General features: G+C 67.0%; 14 protein-coding genes. 8 read left to right on the top strand and 6 right to left on the bottom strand.

Features of this window, described 5'->3' with window-relative positions; genetic code table 11:
- Positions 1-3 precede the first annotated feature (3 nt).
- The 3 genes from ASF04_RS20940 to ASF04_RS20950 form a co-directional block, all read right to left on the bottom strand.
- Positions 4-405 carry a response regulator transcription factor gene (locus ASF04_RS20940; RefSeq protein ID WP_056146271.1) on the bottom strand — a complete coding sequence of 134 codons (402 nt, stop codon included), beginning with the start codon at positions 403-405 and terminating at the stop codon, positions 4-6.
- 109 nt (positions 406-514) lie between these two features.
- Complete coding sequence (locus tag ASF04_RS20945) at positions 515-1,135, bottom strand: response regulator transcription factor (RefSeq protein ID WP_056146274.1); 621 nt, start codon at positions 1,133-1,135, stop codon at positions 515-517.
- Positions 1,132-2,589 carry a sensor histidine kinase gene (locus ASF04_RS20950; RefSeq protein ID WP_056146277.1) on the bottom strand — a complete coding sequence of 486 codons (1,458 nt, stop codon included), beginning with the start codon at positions 2,587-2,589 and terminating at the stop codon, positions 1,132-1,134. The genes ASF04_RS20945 and ASF04_RS20950 overlap by 4 nt, the downstream gene beginning before the upstream one ends.
- 179 nt (positions 2,590-2,768) lie before the next feature.
- On the opposite strand from ASF04_RS20950, the gene ASF04_RS20955 reads away from it, so the two are divergent.
- The 3 genes from ASF04_RS20955 to ASF04_RS20965 all read left to right on the top strand — a co-directional run bounded on the left by ASF04_RS20955 (position 2,769) and on the right by ASF04_RS20965 (position 7,293).
- Entirely contained in the window at positions 2,769-4,211 is a 1,443-nt protein-coding gene (locus ASF04_RS20955) for a PLP-dependent aminotransferase family protein (protein ID WP_056146614.1), read from the top strand.
- A gap of 104 nt (positions 4,212-4,315) precedes the next feature.
- Positions 4,316-5,959, top strand: coding sequence for a methyl-accepting chemotaxis protein (locus ASF04_RS20960; RefSeq protein ID WP_056146280.1), 1,644 nt, complete (start codon positions 4,316-4,318; stop codon positions 5,957-5,959).
- The gene (locus ASF04_RS20965; RefSeq protein ID WP_056146282.1) at positions 5,956-7,293 is read left to right on the top strand and encodes an EAL domain-containing response regulator; all 1,338 of its coding nucleotides are present in this window, start codon (positions 5,956-5,958) and stop codon (positions 7,291-7,293) included. The genes ASF04_RS20960 and ASF04_RS20965 overlap by 4 nt, the downstream gene beginning before the upstream one ends.
- Positions 7,294-7,309: 16 nt before the next feature.
- Here ASF04_RS20965 and ASF04_RS20970 read toward each other — a convergent pair whose 3' ends face one another.
- Both ASF04_RS20970 and ASF04_RS27645 read right to left on the bottom strand, forming a co-directional pair.
- Positions 7,310-9,679, bottom strand: coding sequence for an FdhF/YdeP family oxidoreductase (locus ASF04_RS20970; RefSeq protein ID WP_056146285.1), 2,370 nt, complete (start codon positions 9,677-9,679; stop codon positions 7,310-7,312).
- A gap of 96 nt (positions 9,680-9,775) precedes the next feature.
- The gene (locus tag ASF04_RS27645; protein ID WP_056146287.1) at positions 9,776-12,490 is read right to left on the bottom strand and encodes an EAL domain-containing protein; all 2,715 of its coding nucleotides are present in this window, start codon (positions 12,488-12,490) and stop codon (positions 9,776-9,778) included.
- A 202-nt stretch (positions 12,491-12,692) separates the two neighbouring features.
- Here ASF04_RS27645 and ASF04_RS20980 point away from each other — a divergent pair, with 202 nt between their 5' ends.
- The 5 genes from ASF04_RS20980 to cphA all read left to right on the top strand — a co-directional run bounded on the left by ASF04_RS20980 (position 12,693) and on the right by cphA (position 24,359).
- Entirely contained in the window at positions 12,693-17,090 is a 4,398-nt protein-coding gene (locus ASF04_RS20980) for a DEAD/DEAH box helicase (RefSeq protein WP_056146616.1), read from the top strand.
- A gap of 75 nt (positions 17,091-17,165) precedes the next feature.
- The gene (locus tag ASF04_RS20985; protein WP_056146290.1) at positions 17,166-19,238 is read left to right on the top strand and encodes an AsmA family protein; all 2,073 of its coding nucleotides are present in this window, start codon (positions 17,166-17,168) and stop codon (positions 19,236-19,238) included.
- Positions 19,239-19,360: 122 nt separating this feature from the next.
- Positions 19,361-20,833: an iron-containing redox enzyme family protein gene (locus ASF04_RS20990; protein ID WP_056146293.1), complete on the top strand. Its 1,473-nt coding sequence runs from the start codon at positions 19,361-19,363 to the stop codon at positions 20,831-20,833.
- A gap of 32 nt (positions 20,834-20,865) precedes the next feature.
- Positions 20,866-21,684, top strand: coding sequence for a cyanophycinase (locus tag ASF04_RS20995; protein ID WP_056146295.1), 819 nt, complete (start codon positions 20,866-20,868; stop codon positions 21,682-21,684).
- Positions 21,681-24,359 (top strand): cyanophycin synthetase, encoded by a 2,679-nt coding sequence (gene cphA / locus ASF04_RS21000; RefSeq protein ID WP_056146298.1) that lies wholly within the window; start codon positions 21,681-21,683, stop codon positions 24,357-24,359. The genes ASF04_RS20995 and cphA overlap by 4 nt, the downstream gene beginning before the upstream one ends.
- Here cphA and ASF04_RS21005 read toward each other — a convergent pair whose 3' ends face one another.
- On the bottom strand, positions 24,360-26,744 hold the full coding sequence (locus ASF04_RS21005; protein WP_056146300.1) for a glycoside hydrolase family 127 protein: 2,385 nt from the start codon (positions 26,742-26,744) through the stop codon (positions 24,360-24,362).
- Positions 26,745-26,812: the final 68 nt, after the last annotated feature.

Here is a 26,812-nt window from a genome sequence, read left to right on the forward strand (position 1 = left end):
CGCTTACTCCAGTGGAGGGGTGGGTTCGGCGCCGCTGGCCTGGCGCAGGCAGCGCAGCAGCGCATTGGCCTCGAATGGTTTGCTCAGGAAGCAGCTGGCGCCGCCCGACAGCGCGCGCTTGCGCAGCGTCGCTTCCGGGAAGGCGGTCATCAGGATCAGCGGCAGCGCATTGCCCTGCCGGCGCAGCTGCTCGAGCAGCTCGATGCCGCTCATGCCTGGCATTTGCAGGTCGGTGATCACGCAGTGATAGCCGCCCAGCGCCTCGTTGGCCAGCAGTGCGCCGGCCGAATCGTAGGCATGGGCCGAGTAGCCGTAGGAGCGCAGCAGGCTGCGCAAGGCCACCCGCACCGACTCGTCGTCGTCAACGATGGCAATATTGGAAAAATCTGGATCTGGTTGAAACACTACGTACTCCCATGTTCGAACGGCGGCTAGCGGCCGTCCAGCGCATGGGAGAACAATACCGGTCCGGGCGGGATCCCGGAATCATACATGGGTATGAGAGGGGCGGTGCTCAGGCCAGCCCCAGCGCCTCGGCCATGCGTACCAGGTCGGCAAAGGTTTTCGCTTCCATCTTGCGCATGGCGTTGCCGCGATGGATCTTGACCGTGATTTCACTGGTGCCCACCTCGCCGGCGATCTGCTTGTTCATCAGGCCGCGGGCGGCCAGCGCCATGATTTCGCGTTCGCGCGGGGTGAGCGTGGCGTAGCGCGCGGTGACCGCGTGCAGCGCCTGGTCGCGGCTGCGGCGCGCGCTGTCCGCCTGCAGCGCCACGTTGATGGCGTCGAGCAGGTCCTGGTCGCGGAACGGCTTGGCCAGGAAGTCGATGGCGCCCGCCTTCATGGCCCGCACCGACATCGGAATGTCGCCGTGCCCGGTCATGAAGATCACCGGCAGCGGCACGCCTTCGCGATTGAGGTCGGCCTGGAAATCGAGCCCGCTCACGCCCTGCAGGCGCACGTCGAGCAGCAGGCAGCTGGTCACATCCCCGCGCGGCACGGCCAGGAACGCCGCCACCGACGGGTAGGCGGCCACCCGCATGCCAACGGAACGCAGCAGGCTGCCGATGGCGTCGCGCAGCAGCGCGTCGTCGTCCACCAGGTAGATCAGCGGTTCGATGTCAGGTGGATTCATGCAGCATCCATGGCGGGTAAGGAAACCACGATGGTAGCACCGGCCGGGGCGTCGGATGCAGGTTCGACGGCCCAGATGCGGCCACCGTGGGTTTCGATGATGGAGCGGCAGATCGGCAGGCCCATGCCCATGCCATCGGGCTTGGTGCTGTAAAAGGCTTCGAACAGGCGCGGCATCTCGGCGGGCGGGATGCCGGGACCGGTATCGGTCACGCCCAGCCACAGCGTGCCGTTGGCGCGGCGCTCGGTGCGCAGCGTGAGCACGGCCTGGCCGGACGGGCAATGGTGCATGGCCTGGATGGCGTTCATCAGCAGGTTGATGATCACCTGCTGCAGCTGCACGCGGTCGCCGTTGACCGGCGGCAGGCCGGCTTCCAGTTCGAGCACCAGCGCCACCCGGTGGTTGTTGAGTTCACGCCGCACCAGGTCCACGCTTTCCTCCGCCAGCAGGTTCAGGTCCAGGCTCAGGTGCTGCGGGTCGCTGCGGCGCGCCAGCGCGCGGATGCGCTTGATCACGCCGGTGGCGCGGGCGCTCGCTTCGAGAATGGCGTTGACGGTGTAGCGCGCCTCTTCCAGGTCCGGTTGCGGACGGTTCATCCAGCGCAGACAGGCCTCGCCGTTGGTGGAGATGGCGGCCAGCGGCTGGTTCACTTCGTGCGCGATGGATGCGGCAAGTTCGCCGAGCATGGTCACGCGGGTGGCATGCTGCAACTGCACCTGCGAGTTGTGCAAGGCCTGCTCTGAAACGACGGCGGCGGTGACGTCGGTGATCGAACCGAGATATTCGCAGTCGCCATCGCGCGAAAACAGCGGTTCGGCCAGCACCTGCACATACTTGATCGAGCCGTCGGCCATCACCAGGCGATGGCGCAGATCGACGCTGCCCAGGCACTCGATGCAGCGGTCGAACGCGGCGCGCACCATCACGCGGTCGTCTGGCGCGGTGCGCGCCAGTATCAGGTCGATGGTGGGGGTGATGTCGGGCGCGTAGTCGAAAATCCGCGCGGCCTCGTCGGACCAGAACATGTCGCCGCCCGGAGTCTTGATGCTGAAACTGCCGGTTTTGCTGATGCGCTGGGAGCCGGCCAGGAAGGCCTGGCTGCGGCGCAGCGCCTTTTCGCGCGCCAGCAGCGCGTTGGTGGCTTCCTGGCCGCGCAGCACCAGGAAAGTGGCGATGCCGATGGCGGACATGCTGACCACCATGCGCCCTACCGCCGCGACCGAAAACACGTCGAGGTGCGTCACCACGTATGACAGCGCGGTGGCCACCAGGCATGCGCCGCAAGTCCACAGCACGCCGCGCCGCTGCCATACGCTTGCCGACAACAGCACCACCACCACGTACAGCACGGCGATGGCGACATCGAGCGGCGTGAAGGTGTCGAGGATGAAAATCAGCAGCGTGCTGAGGATCAGCAGTGTGGAAAGCAGCGGTGTTCTGGCGTCCCGACGCATCGTCAACCTTGTCATTATCATAGTAATCCACGGGATTATAAGGTGTAACCAATGGTTTGCTCCCCTATACTTCGGTATAGGTAAAACGTCACCAGAAGCCCGCCGTTAGCAACCAAAGTATAATATCCGGTAACTTCCGGTTGGCATAAGCTGTGGTCATTGTCATCTCGGAGAACGCCTTGAAACTGTATGAGACGCTGGCGGCGGACATCGCCGGACAGATCGCCCAGGGCGTAATCCGCGAGGGCGAACGCATTCCCTCGGTGCGCCAGACCAGCCAGCACCACAACCTCAGCGTCTCCACCGTGATCCGCGCCTTCCTGCTGCTCGAGAGCCAGGGTGTGATCGAAAGCAGGCCGCAATCGGGCTACTTCGTGCGCCGTCGCCCGCCCGGTGTGGCGCTGCCTACGACCGCCCCGCTGCCGCCGGCGCCGGCCGAGGTGGCGCGCGCGCCATCGCTCGACATCAGCGCGCTGGTGCTCACCACCTTGCGCTCGATCGATCAGGGCAGCGTGCCGTTCGGCTCCCCCTACCCCGATCCCGCGCTGTTCCCTTGGGCCCGCCTCAATCACTACGCCACCAGCATCGGGCGCCGCGGCGGCCGCATGCCGCTGTCCGACCTCCCGCCTGGCAACCCGGAACTGATACGCCAGATCGCCCGCCGTCACCTGGACAACGGGCTGGCCGTCGATGCGTCCGAAATCATCGTCACCGCCGGCGCCACCGAAGCCATCAACCTGTGCCTGCAAGCGGTAGCGCGGCCGGGAGCCGCCATCGCGGTGGAAACGCCCACCTATTACGCGCTGCTGCAGGCAGTCAGAAGACTCGGTATGCGGGTGCTGGAAATCGCCACCGATCCGCAACGGGGAATCGACCTGGCGGCGCTGGAACGCGCCATCGAGACGGACGATGTGGCAGCGTGCGTGGTGATGCCCAACTTCCAGAACCCGCTGGGCTTCCGCATGCCGGAGGAATGCCAGCGCGCGCTGGTGGACCTGCTGGCGCGCCACGATCTGCCGGTGATCGAGAACGATGTCTATCACGAGCTGTATTACGGCGACAGCCATCCGGCAAGCCTCAAGCACTTCGACACGCACGGCCTGGTCATGCACTGCAATTCGTTCTCCAAGAGCCTGACCAACGGCTGGCGCATCGGCTGGACCCTGCCCGGGCGCTGCCACGCGCAAGTGGAAAGGCTCAAGTTCCTCAACTCCCCCAGCATGCCGTCGCTGCCGCAACTGGCGATCGCCGAATACCTGCGCACCGACGGTTACGACTACCACCTGCGGCGGGTGCGCAAAACCCTGGCACAGCAGGCCAGCATCATGGCGGCGGCCGTGCTGCGCTTTTTCCCCGACGGCACCAGCGTCTCGACACCCGCCGGCGGCTACCTGCTGTGGGTCGGTCTGCCGCCCGGCGTGCAGGCGCTGGAACTGTATGCGCGCGCGCAGGAACGCGGCATCAGCCTGGCCGCCGGCGACATGTTCGCCGCCAGCGGCGCCTGGCGCCACCATATCCGGCTGAACTACAGCTACCCGTGGACTGCGGCAATGGAAGCGGCGGTGCGCACGCTGGGCCTGGTCGCGGGCGAGTTGATGGAGCCATTGCGTCGCAGCGGCTGACTTTTCGCACAACTGTACTCCCCCGCCATGGCGCGATCTGTAGCCATGGCGCGGCCGCGCGCGGCCCTATCCTGTAGCCTTCCACACCACCGCACAGGTCCCCCATGAAAACCTCCCGCATCAAGGTCGCCAACCTGCTGATGGCCGGCTTCGGCCTGATGTGCCTCCTGCTGGCCGCCGTCATCGCGCTGGCGCTGCAGGAGCAGGCCAAGCTCAATGCCGCCACTGCCGGCATGGCCGACGACCGCTGGCCCAAGATCGAATTGGCCACCGGCGTGCGCCTGCGCGTGACGGACATCGCGGTCTCGCTGCGCAACATCATGCTCAGCGACGACGCCGGCGTGCGCATGCAGGAGATCGAAAACATCCACGGCTACCGGCGCGACATCGAAGCGGCCATCGCCCAGCTGGACCGCCGCGTGGTCACGGCGTCGGGGCGCGCCGCGCTGGCCCGGGTACGCACCGCCTACGATGGCTATACCGCCGGCCAGGAGCGCCTGATCGCGCTCGAACAGGCGGACCGCAACGCCGAAGCCAACACCTTGCTCAACACCGAACTCAAAGCCATGCTGCAAGCGTGCCGCGCTGCGCTGGCGACCCAGATCGACAACGAGGTAGCCCTGATGCGCCAGGCCCGCGAAGACGCGGCGCATGTCTACACCCGCAACCGCGCCACCATGCTGGGACTGGGCCTGGCAGCGCTGCTGCTCTCGGGCGCGGCCGCTGCGCTGATCATCATGCGCCTGCGCCGCGCGCTAGGCGGCGAACCTGACCAGGCCGCACACACCGCCGCCCGCATCGCCGAGGGAGACCTGAGCGCCGCCATCGCGCTGCGTCCCGGCGACCAGGTGAGCATGCTGTATGAAATGGAGCGCATGCGCGCCAGCCTCGGAATGCTGGTGGCGCAGGTGCGCGCCGACACCGACCTGATTGCCGCCGCCTCCACCCAGATCGCCAGCGGCAACCTCGATCTGTCGGCGCGCACCGAGCAGCAGGCGGCCAGCCTGCAGGAGACTGTGGCGGCAATGGAACAGCTGACCGTCACCGTGCAGCAGAACGCCGACCATGCGCGGCGCGCCAGCGACATGGCGCAACAAGCCTCGCAAGCCGCCGGCAAGGGCGGCGCTGCGGTGGCAGCTGTGAGCGACCGCATGGCGGCGATTCGCGCCTCGTCGGCGCAGATGGCCGACATCGTCGGCATCATCGACGCCCTCGCATTCCAGACCAATATCCTCGCGCTCAACGCGGCGGTGGAGGCGGCGCGCGCTGGCGAACAGGGGCGCGGCTTCGCGGTGGTGGCCGGCGAAGTGCGGCAACTCGCGCACCGCTCGGCCGACGCCGCACGCCAGGTCGGCACGCTGATCAAGGCCTCGGTGGCGCAAGCCGACGCCGGCGGTGAACAGGTGCGCGCCGCCGACGTGGCGATGCAGGACATCGTGACCGGCGTGGCGCTGGTAGCCGACCTGCTCGGCCAGATCCGTCACGCCAGCGCAGAACAACACCAGGGTATCGCCGCCTGCAGCGACGCCGTGGTGCAGATGGACCAGGGCACGCAGCAGAACGCCGCGCTGGTGGAGCAAGTTGCGGCCGCCGCGCAGTCGCTGCAGGAGCAGTCGGTGCGGCTGGCGCAGGCGGTGGGCCGCTTCCGCATCGCCGCGCCGTGCCGGGCGCCCGCAACTGAACCGGCAACGTCGGCGACAACGCCGGCGCTGCGGCTGGCGGGCCGGCTGCAACGGAGCGCGGCATGAGCCTCGCGCCCGGCCAGCACTCGCTGCGGGTGGTCGTCATCGACGGCGACCGGCGCGCCTGCGAGACCACCATTGCGCTCTGCCGCCAATGCGGCGTGCGCGTCAACGGCTGGGCGCATGACGGCACGACCGGGCTGGAACTGATTGAATCGCTGCCGGCTGCGCCCGACCTGGTGATCCTCGACCTGCACCTGCCCGACATGGACGGCGCCGACCTGCTGCTGGCGCTGTCGATGCTGGCGCCAGCCACCAGCGTGGTGATTTGCAGCGCCGTGTGCGAGCGCATCCAGGACGCGGCGCTCACATTAGCAACTACACTCGGCTTGCGGGCGCTGGGCATGGTGCCCAAGCCGGCGCAGACTCCGGCTCTACTCGCCGCGCTCCGCGCATGCACCCACGACGGCCCCGCCATGCCGCCACGACCACGCCGGGAAGCACCGCACACGCGGACGGCGCTGGCGGTGGATACAGCGCAGGTGCACGATGCCATCCGCAGCGGCCAGTTCGAACTGCACTACCAGCCCAAGGTGGCGCTGCAAGGCGCGGGGACACCGTTGCAAGGAGCGGAAGCGCTGCTGCGCTGGCGCTTGCCGGGCCAGGGCCTGCTGGCGCCGTGCGACTTCCTGCCGCAGGTGGAAGCGGCCGGCATGATGGACCAGGTGACGATGGAAGTGGTGCGTCTGGCGCTGCGCGACTGGCAGGCCTGGAACCGCTCCGGCCTGGCACTGCCGCTATCGATCAATCTGTCGCCGTTGTCATTGACCGACCCGCACCTGGCCAGTGAACTGATCGCCGCCGTCGCGCGCGCCTGCATCCCGCCCACTTACCTCACTTTCGAGATCGTCGAATATGCCGAGGTGGCCGACCTGGCCACCGCGCTGCGCATGCTGATCAAGCTGCGCCTGCACGGCTTCGGGCTGTCGCTGGACGACTACGGCGCCGGCCATGCGTCGATGCTGCGGCTGGCACGCTTTCCGTTCAGCGAGCTGAAACTGGATTGCCAACTGGTGCACGGGGCGTGGCAGCGCCCGCACGTCAAGCCGCTGCTGCGCCACGCGATTGCCATCGCGCGCGAGTTGGGCGTGACAGCGGTGGCGGAGGGGATCGAAACGGTGGAAGACATGACGCTGCTGCGCGAACTCGGTTGCGACCAGGCGCAGGGCTACCTGGTGGCGCGGCCGATGCCGGCCGAGGCCATGCCCGACTGGCACCTGGACCGGTTGCGCGCCAGCGCCCATGCGCCGGCCTTGCGCCAGGAAGCGACGCAAGGCCGGGTATTGCAGCTGCGCCGCCCAGCCTCGTTCTCTGCGCCGGGCGGCGATCGGAAACGGTAACGCGGCTGGTAGGAAGTTATCGGCCGCCGCCGGCAGGCATGGCGCCCGGCGACAGCAGCACGGGGATCGATTTCGACGTGGGCGTGCCGGCGCCGTCGGCCACGCTGGCCAGCGGCACCAGGCCATTGGTCTCCGGGTAGTAGGCGCCCAGGCAGCCGCGCGGAATATCGTAGGCCACCAGCATGAAGCCGTCGGCGCGGCGCACCGTTTCGCGCTCAACCCCATCATCGTCTTCCACCCACACGCTGCGCACATCGACCCAGTCGCCCGCCTTCATGCCCAGCATGTCGAGGTCGGCCTGGTTGATGAAGATCACGCGTCGCATGCCGAACACGCCGCGATAGCGGTCGTCCAGCGCATAGATGGTGGTGTTGTACTGGTCGTGGGAACGGGTGGTCATCATCACCATCAGCTTGTCGCCATGGCGTTGGCGCGCCCGTGCAATCGGCGTATCGACCGCCACCGCATGGGGGATGAAAGTGGCCTTGCCGCTGGCGGTGCGCCATTTCATCTGGCGCGGTCCCACCGGCAGGTGGAAGCCGCCCGGCGCCGCAATACGCTCGTTGTAGTCGTGGAAGTCGTCGAACACCAGCGCGATATCGTCGCGGATGCGGGCATAGTCGTCGCGGTACGTGGCCCAGGCCAGGCTGCCGCGGCCCACGCCCGGACCAGAACCCAGGGTGGCTTCGGCCATGCGCGCCACGATCGCCACTTCCGACAGCAGGTCCGGCGACGCCGGCTGGTTGATGCCGTACGAGACGTGGACCATGCTCATCGAATCTTCCACCGTCACGCCTTGCGGCACACCCTGCCGTTCATCGATCTCGGTGCGCCCCAGCGTGGGCAGGATCAGCGCTGCGCGCCCGTGCACCAGGTGGCTGCGATTGAGCTTGGTGGTGATGTTCACGGTCAGCGCGCACGAGCGCAGCGCAGCGTACGTCACCTCGGTGTCGGGCGTGGCGACGGCAAAATTGCCGCCCAGGCCCACGAACACTTTCACTTCTTTTGCGGCCATGGCGGCGATGGTGGCTACCACGTCCAGCCCGTGGTGGCGCGGCTGCTCGAAACCGAACACCTGTTCCATTCGGTCGAGGAAGGCGTCTGTCGGCCGCTCCTCGATGCCAACCGTGCGGTTGCCCTGCACGTTGGAGTGGCCGCGCACCGGGCACAGGCCCGCACCCAGGCGGCCGATATTGCCGCGCATGAGCATCAGGTTGGCCAGCATCTGGATGGTTGCCACGGAGTTCTTGTGCTGGGTGATGCCCATGCCCCAGGTGGCGATCACGCGCTCGCCTTTGGCGTACACCTGCGCCAGTTGTTCGATGGTGGCGCGGGGCACGCCCGATTCGGCCAGCAGCACGTCCCAGCTTTCGGCCCGCAGGTCGGCGGTAAAGGCATCGAAGCCGGTCGTATGCTCGGCGATGAAGGCCACGTCCAGCACCCGCGCGGCATTTGTAGCGACTGCCGCGTCGTCGAGTTCCAGCACGCGCTTGGCCAACGCCTTGATCAGCGCGAAGTCGCCGCCCACGCGCGGTTGCAGGAACAACGAGGCGATCGGGGTGCTCGACAGGGTGATCATTTCCACCGGGTCCTGCGGGCTGGCAAAGCGTTCCAGGCCGCGCTCGCGCAACGGGTTGATCGACACGATGGTGGCGCCGCGCCGGGCGCAGTCGCGCAGTTCGCCCAGCATGCGCGGATGGTTGGTTGCCGGGTTCTGGCCGAAGATCATTATCACGTCGGCATGCTCGAAATCCTCGAGCACCACCGTGCCCTTGCCCACCCCCACGGAGGCCGGCAGTCCCCGGCTAGTCGCCTCGTGGCACATATTGGAACAGTCGGGGAAGTTGTTGGTGCCGTAGGCGCGCGCGAACAGCTGGTACAGGAAGGCCGCCTCGTTGCTGGCGCGGCCCGACGTGTAGAACGCCGCCTGGTCGGGGTGGGCTAGCGCCTTGAGTTCGCGCGCCACCAGGGCGAATGCGTCGTCCCACGACACCGGCACGTAATGGTCGGTGGCGGCGTCGTAGCGCATCGGCGCGGTCAGGCGGCCATGTTGTTCGAGTTCGTAGTCCGACTGCGCCAGCAGCTCGGTCACGCTGTAACGGCTGAACAAGTCGTTGGTCACGCGCTTGCTGGTGGCCTCCGCCGCCACCGCCTTGACGCCGTTCTCGCAGAATTCGAAGGTGGAACTGTGTTCGCGGTCGGGCCAGGCGCAGCCGGGGCAATCGAAGCCGTCGGGCTGGTTCTGGGCAAACAGGGTGCCGTACTTGCCGGCGGCGACGCGCTCGCGCCACAGGTTGAGGGCCACGTATTTGAGCGCCCCCCACCCCGCCGCGGGGTGGGTGTAAGGCTCGATCCGGCCCGCAGCTTCAGTGTGTTTGGTACCCATGTCGTCAAAGCTCCTGTAAAAATCGGTGGTTCCAGCTTACCTGCCCGTGCGCCGCCATGGCGGATACAGTTCGCCTGCGCGGCGACGGGCACAGTCCTATGCTACCAGCGCGTTGCAATCAGCGGGCGCCGCCAGCGGCAGCTCCATCAGCGGCGCCGCGCGGCCGAACAGGTGGCCCTGGAAGGTATTGCAGCCGATGGCCTCCAGCGCCGACCATTGTTCGCGGCTTTCCACGCCCTCGGCCACCACGTCGAGCTCCATGCTGTAGGCCAGCGTGACGATGGCGCGCACGATGCTCGAGGCATGGCGCGTATGCAGCATGTCGTGCACGAACGAGCGGTCGATCTTGAGCTGGTCGATCGGCAGCAGCTTGAGGTAGCTGAGCGAACTATAGCCGGTGCCGAAGTCGTCGAGCGAAAAACCCACGCCGTGCGCCTTCAGGGTAGTCATGCGGGCGATCACCTCGTCCATGTCGGCCAGCAGCATGCTCTCGGTCAGTTCCAGCTTGAGCAGGCGCGGATCGGCGCCGGTCTGCTCCAGCACGCGCAGCACCTGCTCGACGAAATGGGGCTGGCGGAACTGGCGCGCGCTGACATTGACCGCCATGGTCAGGTGGGCCGTATCGGCGCAGACGGACCACGCCACCAGCTGCGCGCACGCCTGTTCCAGCACCCACGCGCCCAGTTCCAGGATCAGGCCCGATTTTTCCGCCTGCGGAATGAAGTCGCCGGGGCCGGTCAGGCCGCGCCGCGGGTGGTTCCAGCGCAGCAGCGCCTCCACGCCCTTGACGCGGCCGTCCACGTCCACCACCGGCTGGTAGTACAACTCGAACTGGCCGCCTGCCAGCGCGAAGCGCAGGTCGTTTTCCAGCGATGCCGAGGCGTCGAGCGCGACCTGCATGCGCGGGTCGAAGAAGCGGAAGGTGGCGCGGCCGGCCGCCTTGGCCTCGTACATCGCCATATCGGCCTGGCGCAGCAGGTCGTTGATGGTGTGGTGCTCCTGGCAGAACAGCACCACGCCGATGCTGGGGGTGCTGAGCAGCTCGTGGCCGTCCAGCAGGTAGCAGCGGCTCAGCGCCTCCAGCACCTTGCCGGCCACCGAGGCGGCGTTGTCGAGCGCGGCCTGCTGCTCAGTGCCCAGGTCTTCGAGCAGGATCACGAATTCGTCGCCGCCCAGGCGCGCCACGGTGTCGGTTTCGCGCGTGACTTCCTGCAGCCGGAAGGCCACCATCTCCAGCAGGCGGTCGCCCATGTCGTGGCCCATGGTGTCGTTGAGCGACTTGAAGTTGTCGAGATCGACGAACAGCACGGCGCCGTGGCTGGCGCTGCGCCCGGCCTTGGCAATGGCGTGGTGCAGGCGGTCGAGCAGCAGGCGACGGTTGGGCAGGTTGGTCAGGCCGTCATAGAACGCCAGGTGGGCGATTTCCGCTTCCGCCAGCTTGCGGGCGCTGATGTCCATGCGGGTGCCCAGCATGCGCAGCGGGGTGCTGTCCGGCGCGCGGTCCACCACCCTGCCCCGGCTTTGCAGCCACACCCAGTGGCCGGCGCGGTGGCGCATGCGGTATTCGGCCTCGTACGAGCGGCTGCTGTCGGCCAGGTGCGCGGCCAGCGCTGCGTCCAGGCCCGGCATGTCGTCGGCATGGACCAGCGGACGCCAGTCGAGCAGCACACGGTTCTGTTCTTCCAGCGTGTAGCCCAGCATGGCCGCCGAGCGCGCATCGACACTGCGCACGTCGGCCACCATGTCCCACTCCCACAGGCCCAGGTTGGCGCCGTTCAGGGCCAGCTCCACTTTTTCGGCGGCGGCGGCCTGCTCGTCGGCGCGCAACCGCGCCAGGTCGTCGAGCGCCTGGCGGCGGCGGTGCACCAGCGCCAGCGTGCCGGTGGCGCACAGCGCGAACAGCAGCCAGCCCAGCGCGCTGGACCAGGCCATGCTGCGCCAGCCCTGGGCGATCATGGCGGGATCGCGCCCCAGGCTCACTACCAGCGTGTGGTCCAGCCCCAGCCCGCCCATGAACATGGTGCGTTGAACCACCAGGCGCGGTGCGCCATGGGCATCCAGGCCATCGAAGGCGGTGTCGGCGCGGCCGCTGCGCTGGTGGCGCGTGAAGAACGGATCGGGCAAAGTGAGCGCGCGGCGCATCGCCGCCGGATCGGCCGGCACGTACAGGATGCGCCGGCCGCTGTCCTCGATGATGGCGCTGTTCATGTCCGGCGCATACAGGGCCGAGCGCATCACGGCGTCGAAATATTCGGGGTTGAGAATGGCGATCACGGCGCCGTTGTTGGTGCCGTCGGCGTGCATCAGCGCCATCGACAGCTTGATGTTGAACACGCCGGGCGTGTTTTCGTAGGGCTGCGACAGGTACAGGGTGTCGGCGTCGCGCATGGCGGCGACCTTGCTGGTGTAGTTGCTGTCGTCGAGGCGCACGTCGCGCAGGTCGTCGTCGGAGCTGACGATGGCGCCATGGCGGTCCACCACCAGCAGCGCACGCACGCCGGGCATGGCGCGCTTGAGCGACTGCAGCAGCAGGCGGCGGCAATCGGCGGTGCACATGCCGTTGGCGCGGAAGGCGTCGCGCGTGCTGTCGAGCGCACTGCGCACGCCCTCGAACTGGCGGCTGAGGTTTTCGTCGATGATCAGGGTTTGCAGCCGCATGCGTTCGATGTTGGAGGCGATCAGCAGCGCGCGCTCGTTCCAGATGAAGTAACCCATCATCAGCGCGCTCACCAGCAGCACGGAACACAACACCAGCCATTCAGCTTTTACCGTGCGCAGCACGGGCAGCTTTTTATCGTTATGCACGAACATGTTCTCTCCTGGGTGGCAAACAGCAGGACGGCGGCGCCGACCTGTAGCCAATATAGAGCGGTGCGGAAGTTGGCGAAATCGCACCTTGGTAATGCCGACTCATACTTAGGTTTAGATTCATCGGTACATGCCTTGATTGCATGACTCAATTACAATGGTTCGCATTATTGCGTTTGCCGACTTCGTCCCCATCTTCGTCCCCATGAGCCAACCCGCCCTCCACGACTGGCAAGATTTCCACCCCGCCGTTGCCGCGTGGTTTGGCGCGACCTTCCCCGCCGCCACTGAAGCCCAGCGCCGCGCCTGGCCGCTGATCCAGGCCGGCCGCCCCACCCTGATCGCCGCGCCCACCGGCTCGGGCAAAACGCTGACGGCTTTCCTGGCCGCGATCGATGCGCTGGTGCGAGACAGCGGCGCCGGCCCGCTGCCCGATGTCACGCGGGTGCTGTACGTTTCGCCGCTGAAGGCCTTGTCCAACGATATCCGGGTAAACCTGCTCGCGCCGCTGGAGGGCATCGCCGCGCAGTTGCAGGCGATGGGACTGCCGCCGCACGGCATCCGCAGCGCCGTGCGCACCGGCGACACCACCCAGGCCGAACGCAACGCCATGCGCCGCCGCGCGCCGCACATCCTGGTATCCACGCCCGAATCGCTGTACGTGCTGCTCGGTTCCGACAGCGGCCGCGCCATGCTGGCCGGCGTGCGCACGGTGATCGTCGATGAAATCCACGCGGTGGCCGGCAGCAAGCGTGGCAGCCACCTGTCGCTGAGCCTGGAGCGGCTCGACGCCTTGTGCGAGAAGCCGCCGGTGCGCATCGGCCTGTCGGCCACGCAAAAACCCTTGTCCACAGTGGCGCATTTCCTGGCTGGTACCGGCGCGGATTGCGCGGTGGTGGACGTGGGCCACGTGCGTGCGCGCGACCTGGGGCTGGAACTGCCGCCGGTGCCGCTGGAAGCGGTAATGCCCAACGAAGTGTGGGAGCGCGTGTACGACAAGCTGGCGGAACTGACCGTCCTGCACCGCACCACGCTGGTGTTCGTCAATACGCGGCGCATGGCCGAGCGCATGGCGCGCCACCTGGCCGACCGCCTGGGCGGCGAACACGTGGCCGCGCACCACGGCAGCCTGGCCAAGGAATACCGGCTCGATGCCGAGCAGCGCCTCAAGCGCGGCGATTTGCGGGTGCTGGTGGCTACGGCCTCGCTGGAACTGGGCATCGACATCGGCGACGTGGACCTCGTTTGCCAGATCGGCTCTCCGCGCAGCATTGCCGCCTTCCTGCAGCGCGTGGGCCGCTCGGGCCACCACGTGGGCGGGCTGCCCAAGGGACGGCTGTTTCCCACATCGCGCGACGACCTGGTGGAATGCGCGGCGCTGCTCGACTGCGTGCGCCGCGACGAACTCGATATCCTGCATGTGCCGGTGGCGCCGCTCGATGTGCTGGCCCAGCACATCGTGGCCGAAGTGGCCAGCCGCGAATGGCGCGAGGACGACCTGTTCGCCCTGATGCGGCAGGCCTGGCCCTACGCCACCCTAGCCCGCGACCGTTTCGACGCCGTGCTGCGCATGCTCTCGGAAGGCTACACCACGCGCCAGGGCGTGCGCGGCGCCTACCTGCACCGCGATACCGTGAGCGGCACCGTGCGCGGAAGGCGCGGCGGCAAGCTCACCGCCGTCACCTCGGGCGGCACCATTCCCGACAATGCCGACTACTCGGTGCTGCTCGAACCGCAGGGCATCTCGATCGGCACCGTGCACGAGGACTTCGCGGTCGAAAGCCTGGCCGGCGACGTTTTCCAGCTCGGGAACACGTCGTACCGCATTCAGCGCATCGATGCCGGCAAGGTACGGGTGGAAGACGCCCACGGCGCCGCGCCCAACATCCCTTTCTGGATCGGCGAGGCGCCGGGCCGCAGCGACGAGCTGTCGTTTGGCGTAGCGCGCCTGCGCGGCGAGATCGACCGGCTGCTGGGCCGTGCCGAGGGCGAGTCCGGCGCAGCCGCATTGGAACGCGCCATCGACTGGCTGCACGAACACCTGGGGCTGAACGACGACGCCGCGCGCCAGATCGTCGACTACCTGGCCCGCGCCCGCTCCGCCCTGGGCGCACTGCCCACCCATGACACGCTGGTGATGGAGCGCTTTTTCGACGAGTCGGGCGGCATGCAGCTGGTGCTGCATACGCCGTACGGCAGCCGCATCAACCGCGCCTGGGGCCTCGCCTTGCGCAAGCGCTTCTGCCGCAATTTCAATTTCGAGTTGCAGGCCGCCGCCACCGAGGACGCCATCGTGCTGTCGCTGTCCGAGAGTCACAGCTTCCCGCTCGACGAGATATGGCGCTACCTGCGCGCCGCCACCGCCGAGCAGGTGCTGGTGCAGGCACTGCTCGACGCGCCGCTGTTCAACGTACGGTGGCGCTGGAACGCCACCACCGCGCTGGCCTTGCCCCGTTACGCCGGTGGGCGCAAGGTCGCGCCGCAACTGCAAAGAATGAAAAGCGACGACCTGCTGGCCGCCGTGTTCCCCGACCAGGCGGCGTGCCTGGAAAATATCGTCGGCGAACGCGAACTGCCGAGCCACCCGCTGGTGGACCAGACGCTCGATGATTGCCTGCACGAGGCGATGGACAGCGAAGGCTGGCTGGCCCTGTTGCGGCGCATGGAGGCGGGCAAGGTGCGGCTGCTGGCGCGCGACCTGCCGGCGCCGTCGCCGCTGGCGATGGAAATCCTCAACGCCCGCCCTTATGCCTTTCTGGACGACGCGCCGCTGGAAGAGCGCCGCACCCAGGCAGTGCTCAACCGCCGCTGGACCGACCCCGCTTCCACCGACGACCTGGGCGCGCTGGACGCCGGCGCCATCGAGGCCGTGGCACAGGAAGCGTGGCCCGATGTGCGCAACAGCGACGAGATGCACGAGGCGCTGGTCGCCCTGGCCGCCATCACGCAGGACGAGGCCAGCGCCAACGCCGGCTGGACCGGCTGGCTGCAAACGCTGGCAGCCGGCGGACGCGCCACGCTGCTGGCCGATGGCGACACGCAGCTGTGGGTGTCGCTCGAACGGCTGGCCTGCCTGCAAGCGGCATATCCGCACGCATCAGGCACACCGCCACTGGCGCCGCCACCGGCCCACCTTGACGACGAAGCCTGGACCCGCGACAGCGCGCTGGTGGAACTGCTGCGCGCGCGCCTGGGCGGCTTCGGCCCGCAGACCATCGCCGCCATCGCCGCTCCTTTGGGTTTGAATGCATCGACAGTGATCATCGCGCTCACCCGGCTCGAGAGCGAAGGCTATGTGATGCGCGGCCGCTTCACGCCCGATACGGAGGACGAGGAATGGGTGGAACGCCACCTGCTGGCGCGCATCCACCGCTACACCATCAAGCGGCTGCGGCGCGAGATCGAGCCGGTCGAGCGCCAGGACTTCATGCGTTTCCTGTTCGACTGGCAGCACCTGTCCGAAGGTAACCAGCTCAGTGGCCAGGAGGCGCTGGCGCAAATCCTGGCGCAGCTCGAAGGCTACGAGGCAGCCGCCGGCGGCTGGGAAAGCGACCTGCTGGCCCTGCGCGTGGCAGACTATTCGAACACCTGGCTCGACGACCTGTGCCGCGCCGGCAAAATCGTCTGGACCCGCGTGGGCGCGCCCAGTTCCGCCGCCGGCGGCCCGGTGCGCGGCACGCCGCTGGTGCTGCTGCCCCGCCGTCAACTGGCGCTGTGGCACGCGCTGCCGGCGGTCGCTGGCGAGATCACCGTATCGGCCCGCGCAGCGCGGGTGCTGGCCGCGCTGCGCAGCGAAGGCGCGATGTTCTTCGACGAACTGGCGCGCGACGCCCGCCTGCTCGGTGCGGAACTGGAAACCGCGCTGGGCGAGCTGGTGGCCACGGGCCTGGTCAATGCCGACAGCTACGCCGGCCTGCGCGCGATGCTGGCGCCGGCAGCCAGGCGCAACACGCTCGATAAACGCCGCCGGCGCGGCATGGTGGGCGCAGGGCCTGCGATAGAAGAAGCTGGCCGCTGGGCGCTGGTGCGCCGCGCCGACGGCGTGACCATCGTCGAACGGCCCAGCGAGATCGTCGCCGCCGGCGAACCCGCGCCAGCAAATCCCGCAAAAAAGCCGACGGCGCCGGCGAGAAGACCACGCACCGATCCCGCAACGCTCGAGCACATCGCCATGACCTTGTTGCGCCGCTATGGCGTGATGTTCTGGCGCCTGCTCGAGCGCGAGGCATCGTGGATGCCGGCCTGGCGCGAACTGCTGCCCGTCTATCACCGGCTCGAAGCGCGCGGCGACATCCGTGGTGGGCGCTTCGTAACCGGCCTGTCAGGCGAACAGTTCGCGCTGCCCGAAGCGATTCCGCTGCTGCGCGATATGCGGCGGCGCCCGCACGACGGCGCCCTGGTGTGCCTGTCGGGCATCGACCCGCTCAACCTGTGCGGCACCCTGCTCCCCGGCGACAAGGTGCCGGCGCTGGCCGGCAACCGCATCCTGTTCCGCGACGGCCTGCCGGTAGCCACACAGGCGGGCAACAAGCTGCGCTACATGGGCAATCCGGAACCGGTCGAACGCGAACTGCTGCGCGCGCACGTGCTAACCAATAGTTAGCCTTGCGGCAACCAACCTTGCGCGTATGTGGTGAAGCGCACATTAATGGGGCGTTGTCAGGCCTACCATGAAGCCATGACAAAATCACGCCCACTCAATATTTTCCTTGCGATCGTCGGCTTCCTCGTGCTGGTGCTGGTGGCGGTAGTCATCTTCATCCTGACGTTCGACTGGAATCGCGCCAAGCCCTACATCAACAACAAGGTGTCGGAGAGTATCGGCCGCGAGTTCGCCATCAAGGGCGATCTCAGCGTGCGCTTCAAGTGGAAGGAACCGAACGAAACGGGCTGGCGCCACTACGTGCCCCGGCCGCAGATCAACGCTGCCGACGTCCACATCGCCAACCCTGAATGGACCAAGGCCGGGCCGCAGCTGGTCAGCGTGGGCAACGTGGCCGCCGGCATCCACCTGCTGCCGCTGCTGCACAAGGAAGCGCACATCTCCGACCTGGCTGTCGAAAAGCTGGCAGTGGCGGCCGAGCGCCGTGCCGACGGCACCAACACCTGGACCTTCAAGGACAATGGCCCGTCGGAATGGGACGTCAATATCGACCGCGTGCAGCTGAGCGAAGGCACGGCGCGCTATATCGACCGTGGCATCGATCTCGATGTCAACGCCAAGGCGGAAACCTTGTCTGGTGACGAAGCGCAGACTTACGGCCTGCGCTTCATCCTGGGCGGCACCTACCGCGACGCCAAGATTGTCGGCGGCGGCAAGATGGGCAATGTGCTCTCGCTGCAGCAGGACCACCTCAAGTTTCCGATCCAGGCCAATGCCGCCGCCGGCAAGAACAAGCTGGCACTGGAAGGCGTGATCACCGATCCGCGTTCGCTGGCCGGTATCGACCTCAATATGTCGCTGGCCGGCGCCTCGATGGCCGACCTGTACACGATCACCGGCGTGCTGCTGCCGGCCACGCCGCCGTATGCCACCCGTGGCCGCTTGGTCGGCAAAAAAGTCGGTGCTGACTGGAACTGGGCTTACCGCAATTTCACCGGCACGGTCGGGGGCAGCGACCTCGAAGGCACGCTCGAATACAGTGTGCGCAAGCCACGGCCGCTGCTCACTGGTTCGGTGCAGTCGAAGCAGCTGCGCCTCGAAGACCTGGGCCCCACCATCGGCGCCGACTCCAACGAAGACAAGGCGGCGCGCGGCCAGAAAAAAGTCCAGCCGAATGGCAAGGCCCTGCCGGTCGAGCAATTCAATACCGAGAAATGGGACGCGCTCGATGCCGACGTCAAGTTCACCGGTAAAAAGCTGGTGCGCACGGCCGACATTCCATTTACCGACGTGGAAACCCATGTCCGCATGAAGGACAAGGTGCTCACCCTCACGCCGCTCAACTTCGCCATGGCCGGCGGTTCGGTCTCGTCCAACATCCGCCTCGATGGCCGCAACAACACCATCGATGCCCAGATGCGCGCGGCCGCACGTCACCTGAAAATCAAGCAGCTGTTCCCCAAGCTGGAATCGATGCAGGGCAGCGTGGGCGAAGTCAACGCCGACGTGGCGCTCGCTGGCAAGGGTAACTCGGTATCGACCATGCTGGCCACGTCCAATGGTGAACTGGGCGCCACCGTCAGCGATGGCACGGTCAGCAAATTCATTCTCGAAGCGGCGGGCCTGAACGTGGCCAACCTGGTGTTCGTCAAACTGTTCGGCGACAAGCAGGTGCAGCTCAATTGCGGCGCCGGCGACTTCGTGGTGGAACGCGGTAACGCGCAAATCCGCCGCTTCGTGGTCGATACCGACGAAGCGGTAATCAATGTCGCGGGTTCCGTCAACCTGGCCACCGAGCAGCTGGACCTCGACGTCAAGCCGCAGACCAAGGGCGCCCGCATCATCACGCTGCGCACGCCGCTGTACGCCAGGGGCACCTTCACCGACCCGAAAGTGGGACCGCATGCCGGACCGCTGGCGTTGAAAGGTGGCGCGGCGGTGGCACTGGCGTCCGTGGTCAATCCGCTGGCAGCGCTGCTGCCTTTGATTAACGTCAGCAAGGTGGAACCGGTCAATTGCGCTGCGGCGCTGGCCGATGCCACCCGCACCCGCAACCTGGCGCAATCGCCGTCCGCAACGCGCAATGTGCAGGCCAAAAAGCCGGTGCCCGATGCGCAGAATGTCACGCCGGTTCCCAGCAAAAAGTAAGCACTGATCCCCTGAGGCAATACGTGTAATCATCGTCTTACACAGCCTCAGGGGGAGCACCGATATCACGTCTTCCCCCCGCCCGGGATAATGCATCAAATAAACCAGTTTCCGGGCCTCCCATGCAAACCTCCCTCGCGCCACTGTTGTCGTCAGCGCCTTCGGCGTCCTCCACGCCATCGGCGAAAGAACTTTATTTTTTGCTTGAACATGGCGCATTGACCGAGCACCGCGACACTGCGCGCGGCTACCTCGACCGCCAGCTGCAAGCGGCGCGCGCGCTGCAGGACGACGTGCCGGCCGACGTCACCGCAATGGGCGAATGGATGCGCGCGCGCAGCGTGGCCGTCGGCCAGCAGTACCGCGACTATCTCGACGCTCGGCGCAGCGGCGCCCCGCGCCGCTATTTCGCCAGCAAATCCCACGCGATGTACTTCATCAAGGCGGTCGCACCAACCAAGTTGGTCGATGGCGCCTGGCTGTTTGCCCTGCTCGAGCGCTGGGAGGATCCCGATTTCCGTCCGCTGATTCAAACATACCTGGAAGAACTGGGCGACGGTATCGCTGAAAAAAACCACGTGGTCCTGTACAAGAAGCTGCTGGCCGGCCTCGAATGCGACCAGTGGCGCGGCCTCGACGACGACAAGTTCGTGCAAGGCGCCATCCAGCTGGCGCTGGCGGCGGACGCCGAACACTACCTGCCCGAAATCGTCGGCTACAACCTCGGTTACGAACAACTGCCGCTGCACCTGCTCATCACGTCATATGAGCTCAACGAGCTGGGCATCGATCCCTATTACTTCACCCTGCACATCACGGTGGACAACGCCGGCACCGGCCACGCCCACAAGGCGCTGCAAGGCGTGCAGCAGTTGATGGCCAACGCCGCCGACCCGGCCGACTTCCAGCGCCGCATGCTCGACGGCTACCGCCTGAACGACCTGGGCGCCGGCACCACGTCGGTCATCGACGAATTCGACCTGGAAGCGGAGCTGGTGCAGATCATGCAGGACAAAAGCGTGGTCGGTCAGAACATGCACTCCGATTACTGCCGCGTGGCGGGCCGCAGCATCAACGACTGGCTGGCCGAACCCGCGCAAATCCCGCACATGCTGCTGGAACTGGAAAACGCCGGGTGGATCAAGCGCGGCGAACCTGCCGAAAACAGCCGCTTCTGGAAACTGATCCAGAGCGAGCGCGCCGAGATGTTCGGCGTGTTCAGCAGCTATGAACAGCAGATTTTGCGCGACTGGATCGCCACGCCACGCGCGGCCACCGCGCAAGCACCTGCCACGGGCGCGCGCGTGATCAGCTTCCGCGCCCGCCAGCGCGCCATGGAAACGCTCGGTGACGGCGCTGCCACGCGCCCCAATGCCAACAAGCCGCGCGGCGTGATCCGCCACCATCCGGCACGCGAAGCGGACCTCGATGCCGGCGACGGCGGCTCGGAACTGCGCCGCCTGGAACAGCGCCTGGCCGCCGCCGGCAGCAAGCCAGCCGCGATGACCATGCTGATCGACCTGATGTCGCCGGCACGCCATCACAGCGCCGCCGGCCTGATGGCCACGCGCATCTTCCGCCAGCTGCTGGCGTGAGGGTGGATACAAGCGTGAGCACAGGCCACCTGATGATCATAGGCGGAGGCGAAGACCGCACCGATGACAAGAATGTATTGACCCGCTTCGTCGAGATGGCCGGCGGCGCCGAGCGCCGCTTCGTCTTCATTACCACCGCCAGCCGCGTGCCGGACAAGGTGTGGGAGATGTATGACACGGCATTTGCCGACCTCGGTGTCGCTGCCCGCAAACACCTGCATCTCGACTCGCGCGCCGATGCCAACAACCCCGAGCTGGTTGCGGAAATCGAACAGGCAGACGGCATCTTCATGACCGGCGGCGACCAGAAGCGCCTGGTGGCCATCATCGGCGGCACGCTGGCCGACGAAGCCATGCACCGCGCGCTGATCGAACGTGGCGCCGTGATTGCCGGCACCAGCGCCGGCGCGTCCGCCATGTCCAACCACATGCTCGCCGACGGCAAGACCGATCTGCATCCCGAAAAGGGCGCGGTGCACCTGGGTGCGGGCCTGGGGCTGATTAACCGCGTGGTGATCGACCAGCATTTCTCGCAGCGCCACCGGCTCGCGCGGTTGCTCACTATCGTTGCCTCCAATCCGCATTTGCTCGGCATCGGCATCGATGAAGACACGGCGCTGATCGTCACGCCGGGCTTCGGCATCGAAGTGATCGGCGATGGCGCCGTCACCATTGCCGACGGCCGCGACACCATCACCAATATCGCCGACCTGCCGCAGCACGGTTGCCCGGAACTGATCGACGTCCGGCTGCACCTGCTGCCTTCCGGTTCGCGCTACAAGACCGGCGAAGCCCCCGCGCCGCTCGCACATTTTATGCACATCGTCACCCATAGGAACACCCTGTCATGAACATCATCGAACAACGCGTGCTGCGTGGCCCCAATCTCTACAGCAGCGCGCGGTGCCTGCTCACCGTGATCGACCTGGCCGAATTGCAGGGCGTGAGCACCAGCGCCCTGCCCAACTTCAACGACGCGCTGCTGGAACTGATCCCAAGCCTGGGCCAACACTATTCACCGCCCGGTAAGCCGGGCGGCTTCGTGCAGCGCCTGCAGCAGGGCACCTACATGGCGCGCGTGGTCGAACACGTGGCGCTGGAACTGCAAACCCTGGCCGGCGCGCCGGTGGGATTCGGCCGTTCGACGCCGATCGCGGGACAACCGGGCCGCTACCGCGTCGTCTGCGGCTACCAGTTCGAGCAGGTGGCGCAGGAAGCGTTCGCCCTCGCGCTGGACTTGGTGTCCACGCTGGCCCGCGACCAGCCGTTCGACCTGGAAGAACCACTGGCAGAACTGCGCGACCACGCCGAGCGCCGCGCCATCGGCACCAGCACCGCCGCCGTGATCGACGCTGCCACCCGGCGCGGCATTCCGAGCCTGCGCCTGACCGAAGAGGCCAACCTGTTCCAGCTGGGATGGGGCTCGCGCCAGAAGCGGCTACAGGCCACCGTCACCGGCAATACGTCGCTGGTGGCCGCGAACATCGCCAGCGACAAGCAGCTGACCAAGACCCTGCTGGCAGAAGCCGGCGTACCAGTACCGCGCGGGCGCCTGGTCACCGACGTTGAGCAGGCGCAGCGCGCAGCGCGCCGCATCGGTGTGCCGGTCACCATCAAGCCGCTCGACGCCAACCAGGGCAAGGGCGTGACCACGGTGTGCGTCACCCCGGAGCAGATCGAAACCGCGTTCGACCACGCGCGCGGCTACAGCCGCCGCGTGATCGTGGAAAAATACCTCGAAGGCGCAGATTTCCGCGTGCTGGTCACCGGCGGCAAGGTGGCAGCCGCCTCGCGCCGCCGCCCGCCGGAAGTGACCGGCGACGGCGTCCGCACCATCGCCGAACTGGTGGCGCACGAAAACCTCAATCCGGCGCGTGGCGACGGCCATACCAATATTCTGACCAAAATGCGGCTCGACCAGATCGCCGAAGATTTGGTGAAGAAACAAGGCTACGCCTTCGACAGCGTACCGCCGGCGGGCGCCGTGGTGACCCTGCGCGGCAACGCCAACCTGTCCACCGGCGGCACTGCCGAAGATGCAACCGACCTGCTGCACCCGTCCACGCGCGAGATCTGCATCCGCGCCGCGCGCACCATCGGGCTCGATATCGCCGGCATCGACATCATCTGCCGCGACATCGGTGTGCCGCTCGACGAACAGGACGGCGGCATCATCGAAGTGAACGCCGCACCGGGCATCCGCATGCACCAGTACCCGAGCAGCGGCCAGCCGCGCGACGCCGGCGACGCCATCGTGGAAGCCATGTACGGCAAGGACAACGGCCGCATCCCGGTCGTTGCCGTCACCGGCACCAATGGCAAGACCACCACCACCCTGCTGCTGGGCCATGCCGCGCGCGTGGCCAGGCTGGGCACCGGCGTGACCACCACCGAGGGTGTGTTCATCAACGGCGTGCGCGTCGATCAGGGCGACTGCTCCGGCTACTGGTCGGCGCGCAAGGTGCTCACGTCCACGGAAGTGGACTTCGCGGTGCTGGAAACGGCGCGCGGCGGCATCCTCAAACGCGGCCTGGCGTTCGACCGCTGCGACGTGGGCGTAGTATTGAATGTGAGCGCCGACCACCTGGGCATGGACGGCGTGGAAACGCTGGACGATCTGGCGGAAGTCAAAGCCGTAGTGGCGCGCACCGCCAGCCGCGCAGTGGTGCTCAATGCGGAAGACCCGTATTGCGTGCGCATGGCATCGCAGGTCGAGGAAGGCGTGGAAGTGCTGTACTTCTCGCTCGATCCCGAACATCCGGTGCTGCTCACCCACCTGCAACAAGGTGGCCGCGCCACCTGGCTGCAGGGCGGCGTGCTGATGATCGGTCACGGCAGCCGCCACGAGGCGCTGGTCACCACGGCGGCCATGCCGATGTCGGTGCAGGGCCACGCCATGTTCAACATCGCCAACGCGCTGGCTGCCGCTGCGGCACTGATCGCCAGCGATTTCTCGCTGCCCACGATCGCCGAGGCATTGACGACCTTCGTGTCGGACAGCCATAACAACCCGCTGCGCGCGAATATCTACAGCATTGGCCAGGCCACGCTGGTAATCGATTACGCGCACAACCCGGCCGCCTATCGCGCGCTGGGCAAGATGGCCCGTTCACTGGCCGGGACTGGGACCGGCTCGTCCGGCAAGGTAATCGGCGTGGTGACCGCCCCCGGCGACCGCCGCGACGCCGACCTGCGCGATATCGGCCGCAACTGCGCGATCGACTTCAACGAATTGATCGTCTATCAGACCAACCGGCGCGGTCGGGGCGACGGCCAGACCGGCGCCCTGATTGTTGAAGGCATCCGCCAGCAACTGAGCGGCGATGGCACGGCCGTGCAGATCGACGACGTGCAGCAGGCGCTGGCTGTGGCGGTCGCCAAGTGCCAGCCGGGCGATGTGTTGGTGTTTTCGTCGCCGTCCATGCCGCATGTGCTGGTCGAGGCGCTGCGCCCGTTCTACCCGGAAAACGCCGCCATCATCGCGGCCGACCTGCAACCGGTACACAGCGAGTGCAACGACGCCTGATCACCCGGCCCGATACAGCCGCACGCCGAACACCGGGCCGGCGGTGTGGCCCGGTTCCGGTTCGAAGCGCACGGTGATTGCCTGCTTGCCCTGCGTGAGGGCTGGCGGCACCGGGTAGTCTTCATCGAAGAACACGCCGGCATGGCTGGCATCGAGCTTCACCCGCGCCACGCGCACGCCATCGACCAGGATATGAAAGTCGCGGTTGCGTTCCTCGCCCCAGTAGCTGGCCTGCAGCACCAGCGGACCGTCGCCGCACTTGAGGCGGAAGCTGAAATAGCCGCCGGTGCGGGCGTCGCGCCCCATGCGGCCACGATACGACACCGGATACGAGATCTCCGATTGCAGGTCGTGGTCGCGCTCCGGCTGCATTTCGCCCAGGTGCATCACGTCCACCGACCGCGCCGCCAGCGCCTTCAGTCTGGCTTCTTCCTTGCGGAATGCCGCTTGGGACGCCGCCCACTGCGGTTCCGTGTAGGCGTTGAAGTACACGGCCACACGACGCTCGTACTGCGAAAAGAACGGCTTGAATGTCATGTCGCCGGGACGGCCGCTGCCCACGCTGCGGTAGGTGGCGCTCTTGCTGTCCACCGGCGTGAACGCGGCGAGAATGTCGGCGCCCACCAGCGCTGGCGCCAGGCCGTCGAACGGCTGGTCCGACGATCCCAGGTCCGCTGCCAGCACCATCGGCCCGCGCAACAGCGCCTGCACCTGATCGTTGCCGGCCGCCGCTTCCAGGCGCAGTTCCAGTGGCAGCGACAGCCGCACCTTGTCTCCCGCGCGCCAACGCCGACGCAACAGCAGGTAGCCATGGCCGCGCGCGGCCTGATATGGTTTGCCGTTGACCAGCAGCGTGTGGCTCGCAGCCCATGCCGGCAGCCGCAGCGCCAGCGTGGTGGCGCGCGGCGCTGCGATGCGTTCGATCGCGATGTCGATGTCGCCTTCGTACGGGTAGCGCGTGGTCATCTTCAGCGCGGCCGCCGCCTGGCGCCACTCTACCCTGGACGCAATGTAAAGGTTGACGAACAGGGTGTCGCCGTTTTCCCAGTAAATGGAGTCGCCGTGCTTGGCGTGGCTCTCCATGCCGGACAGCACGCAGCACCAGAAGTCGTTTTCCTCGCTCGAATATTCGCGCGCCACGCCGGACATCAATGGCGTCATGTACGTGAACATGCCGGTGCGCGGATTCTGGTGCGCCAGGATGTGATTGAGGTGGGTGCGCTCGTAGTAATCGAAGTAGGCGGCGTGCGGCGCCCAGCCATATAGCTGGCGCGTCATCTTGAGCATGTTGTAGCTGCAGCATGCCTCGCAGGTCTGTTCGGTGATGTGGGCAGCGATGGAGTCGGGCGCGGAAAAATATTCGCGGTCGCCGTGGCCGCCGATCACGTAGCTATGGTGCTGCGTTACACGCTGCCAGAAAAAGCGCGTGGTCTCGGCGTAGCCCGGGTTGGGGTCCACCTCGTGCAGGCGCGCAAGGCCCAGCAGCTTGGGGATCTGGGTATTGGCGTGCAGGTTGGCCAGTTCATCGCGTCCGTGCGCCAGCGGTTCCAGCGCCTTCTTGTGGTACAGCCGATGGGCCAGCGCCAGCCAGCGGCGGTCGTGCGTGCGCGCGTACAGTTCGGCGAAACTCTCGTTGATGCCGCCATGTTCGCAGGCCAGCACCTGCTGCAACTGGTCGTCGTCGAGCGCTGCGCATACATTGGCCAGGTAGCCGGCCAGCCCGATGGCGACTTGCAGCGCCTGCGTGTTGCCGGTGTAAGTGTGGGCGTCGAACAGGCCGGCGAACACCTTGTGCCAGTTATACAGCGGCACCCAGCAGCCATTGAGATCGAAGCCCGCCGATCGGATCTCGCCACGCATGATCTCGGGGAAGATCTCCTTGCCATCGACCACGGTGCCGTCCTTGCGCTTGCGCATGAAACCGCCGATATACCCATCGCCCTGCGCCTGCTGCACGAGCGCCAGTTCGGCCACGATGTAATCGATGCGTGGCTTCAGCGCCGGATCTCCCGTCTGCGCATGCATCAACGCCAGCGCGGACAGGTAGTGGCCGAGTCCTTCGCCGGCGATGGTGTCCGACTCCCAGCCGCCGTAGATGGCGCCCTTGACCGGCAGGCCGGCAAACTTGTGATAGTTGTGCAGGAAGCGGTCGGCGCTCAGGCGCAGCAGGTAGGCCTGGTTGGCATGCACCGCGTCCGCATACACCGATGGCAGCAACCGCACCGCCGACAGTGGCACGGCGCGCGCCGAACCGGGAATCGCGGCCGGTGGCTCACCTGCACTTGCCGCCCGTACGACGGCATTGGCGCCCCACCCGGCCAGTCCGAGGCTGGCAGCGCCCTTCAATAACAGGCGGCGGTGGCGAAACGGAACGGGTACGTGCATGACTGGTCCTCGAACAGGGAATCAGCCCCTAATTTACCGCGACGCCTGCGCTCTCGTCTTGCATGGCC

It is taken from the genome of Duganella sp. Leaf61, from assembly GCF_001421905.1.
Classification (GTDB): domain Bacteria; phylum Pseudomonadota; class Gammaproteobacteria; order Burkholderiales; family Burkholderiaceae_D; genus Rugamonas; species Rugamonas zoogloeoides.

Bases quoted from the DNA above. Each gene is read 5' to 3' on its own strand.
- ASF04_RS27645 (WP_056146287.1), bottom strand. From the start codon at position 12,490: ATGTTCGTGCATAACGATAAAAAGCTGCCCGTGCTGCGCACGGTAAAA.
- ASF04_RS20965 (WP_056146282.1), top strand. From the start codon at position 5,956: ATGAGCCTCGCGCCCGGCCAGCACTCGCTGCGGGTGGTCGTCATCGAC.
- ASF04_RS20985 (WP_056146290.1), top strand. From the start codon at position 17,166: ATGACAAAATCACGCCCACTCAATATTTTCCTTGCGATCGTCGGCTTC.
- ASF04_RS20950 (WP_056146277.1), bottom strand. From the start codon at position 2,589: ATGCGTCGGGACGCCAGAACACCGCTGCTTTCCACACTGCTGATCCTC.
- cphA (WP_056146298.1), top strand. From the start codon at position 21,681: ATGAACATCATCGAACAACGCGTGCTGCGTGGCCCCAATCTCTACAGC.
- ASF04_RS20990 (WP_056146293.1), top strand. From the start codon at position 19,361: ATGCAAACCTCCCTCGCGCCACTGTTGTCGTCAGCGCCTTCGGCGTCC.
- ASF04_RS20980 (WP_056146616.1), top strand. From the start codon at position 12,693: ATGAGCCAACCCGCCCTCCACGACTGGCAAGATTTCCACCCCGCCGTT.
- ASF04_RS21005 (WP_056146300.1), bottom strand. From the start codon at position 26,744: ATGCACGTACCCGTTCCGTTTCGCCACCGCCGCCTGTTATTGAAGGGC.
- ASF04_RS20960 (WP_056146280.1), top strand. From the start codon at position 4,316: ATGAAAACCTCCCGCATCAAGGTCGCCAACCTGCTGATGGCCGGCTTC.
- ASF04_RS20970 (WP_056146285.1), bottom strand. From the start codon at position 9,679: ATGGGTACCAAACACACTGAAGCTGCGGGCCGGATCGAGCCTTACACC.
- ASF04_RS20945 (WP_056146274.1), bottom strand. From the start codon at position 1,135: ATGAATCCACCTGACATCGAACCGCTGATCTACCTGGTGGACGACGAC.
- ASF04_RS20995 (WP_056146295.1), top strand. From the start codon at position 20,866: ATGATCATAGGCGGAGGCGAAGACCGCACCGATGACAAGAATGTATTG.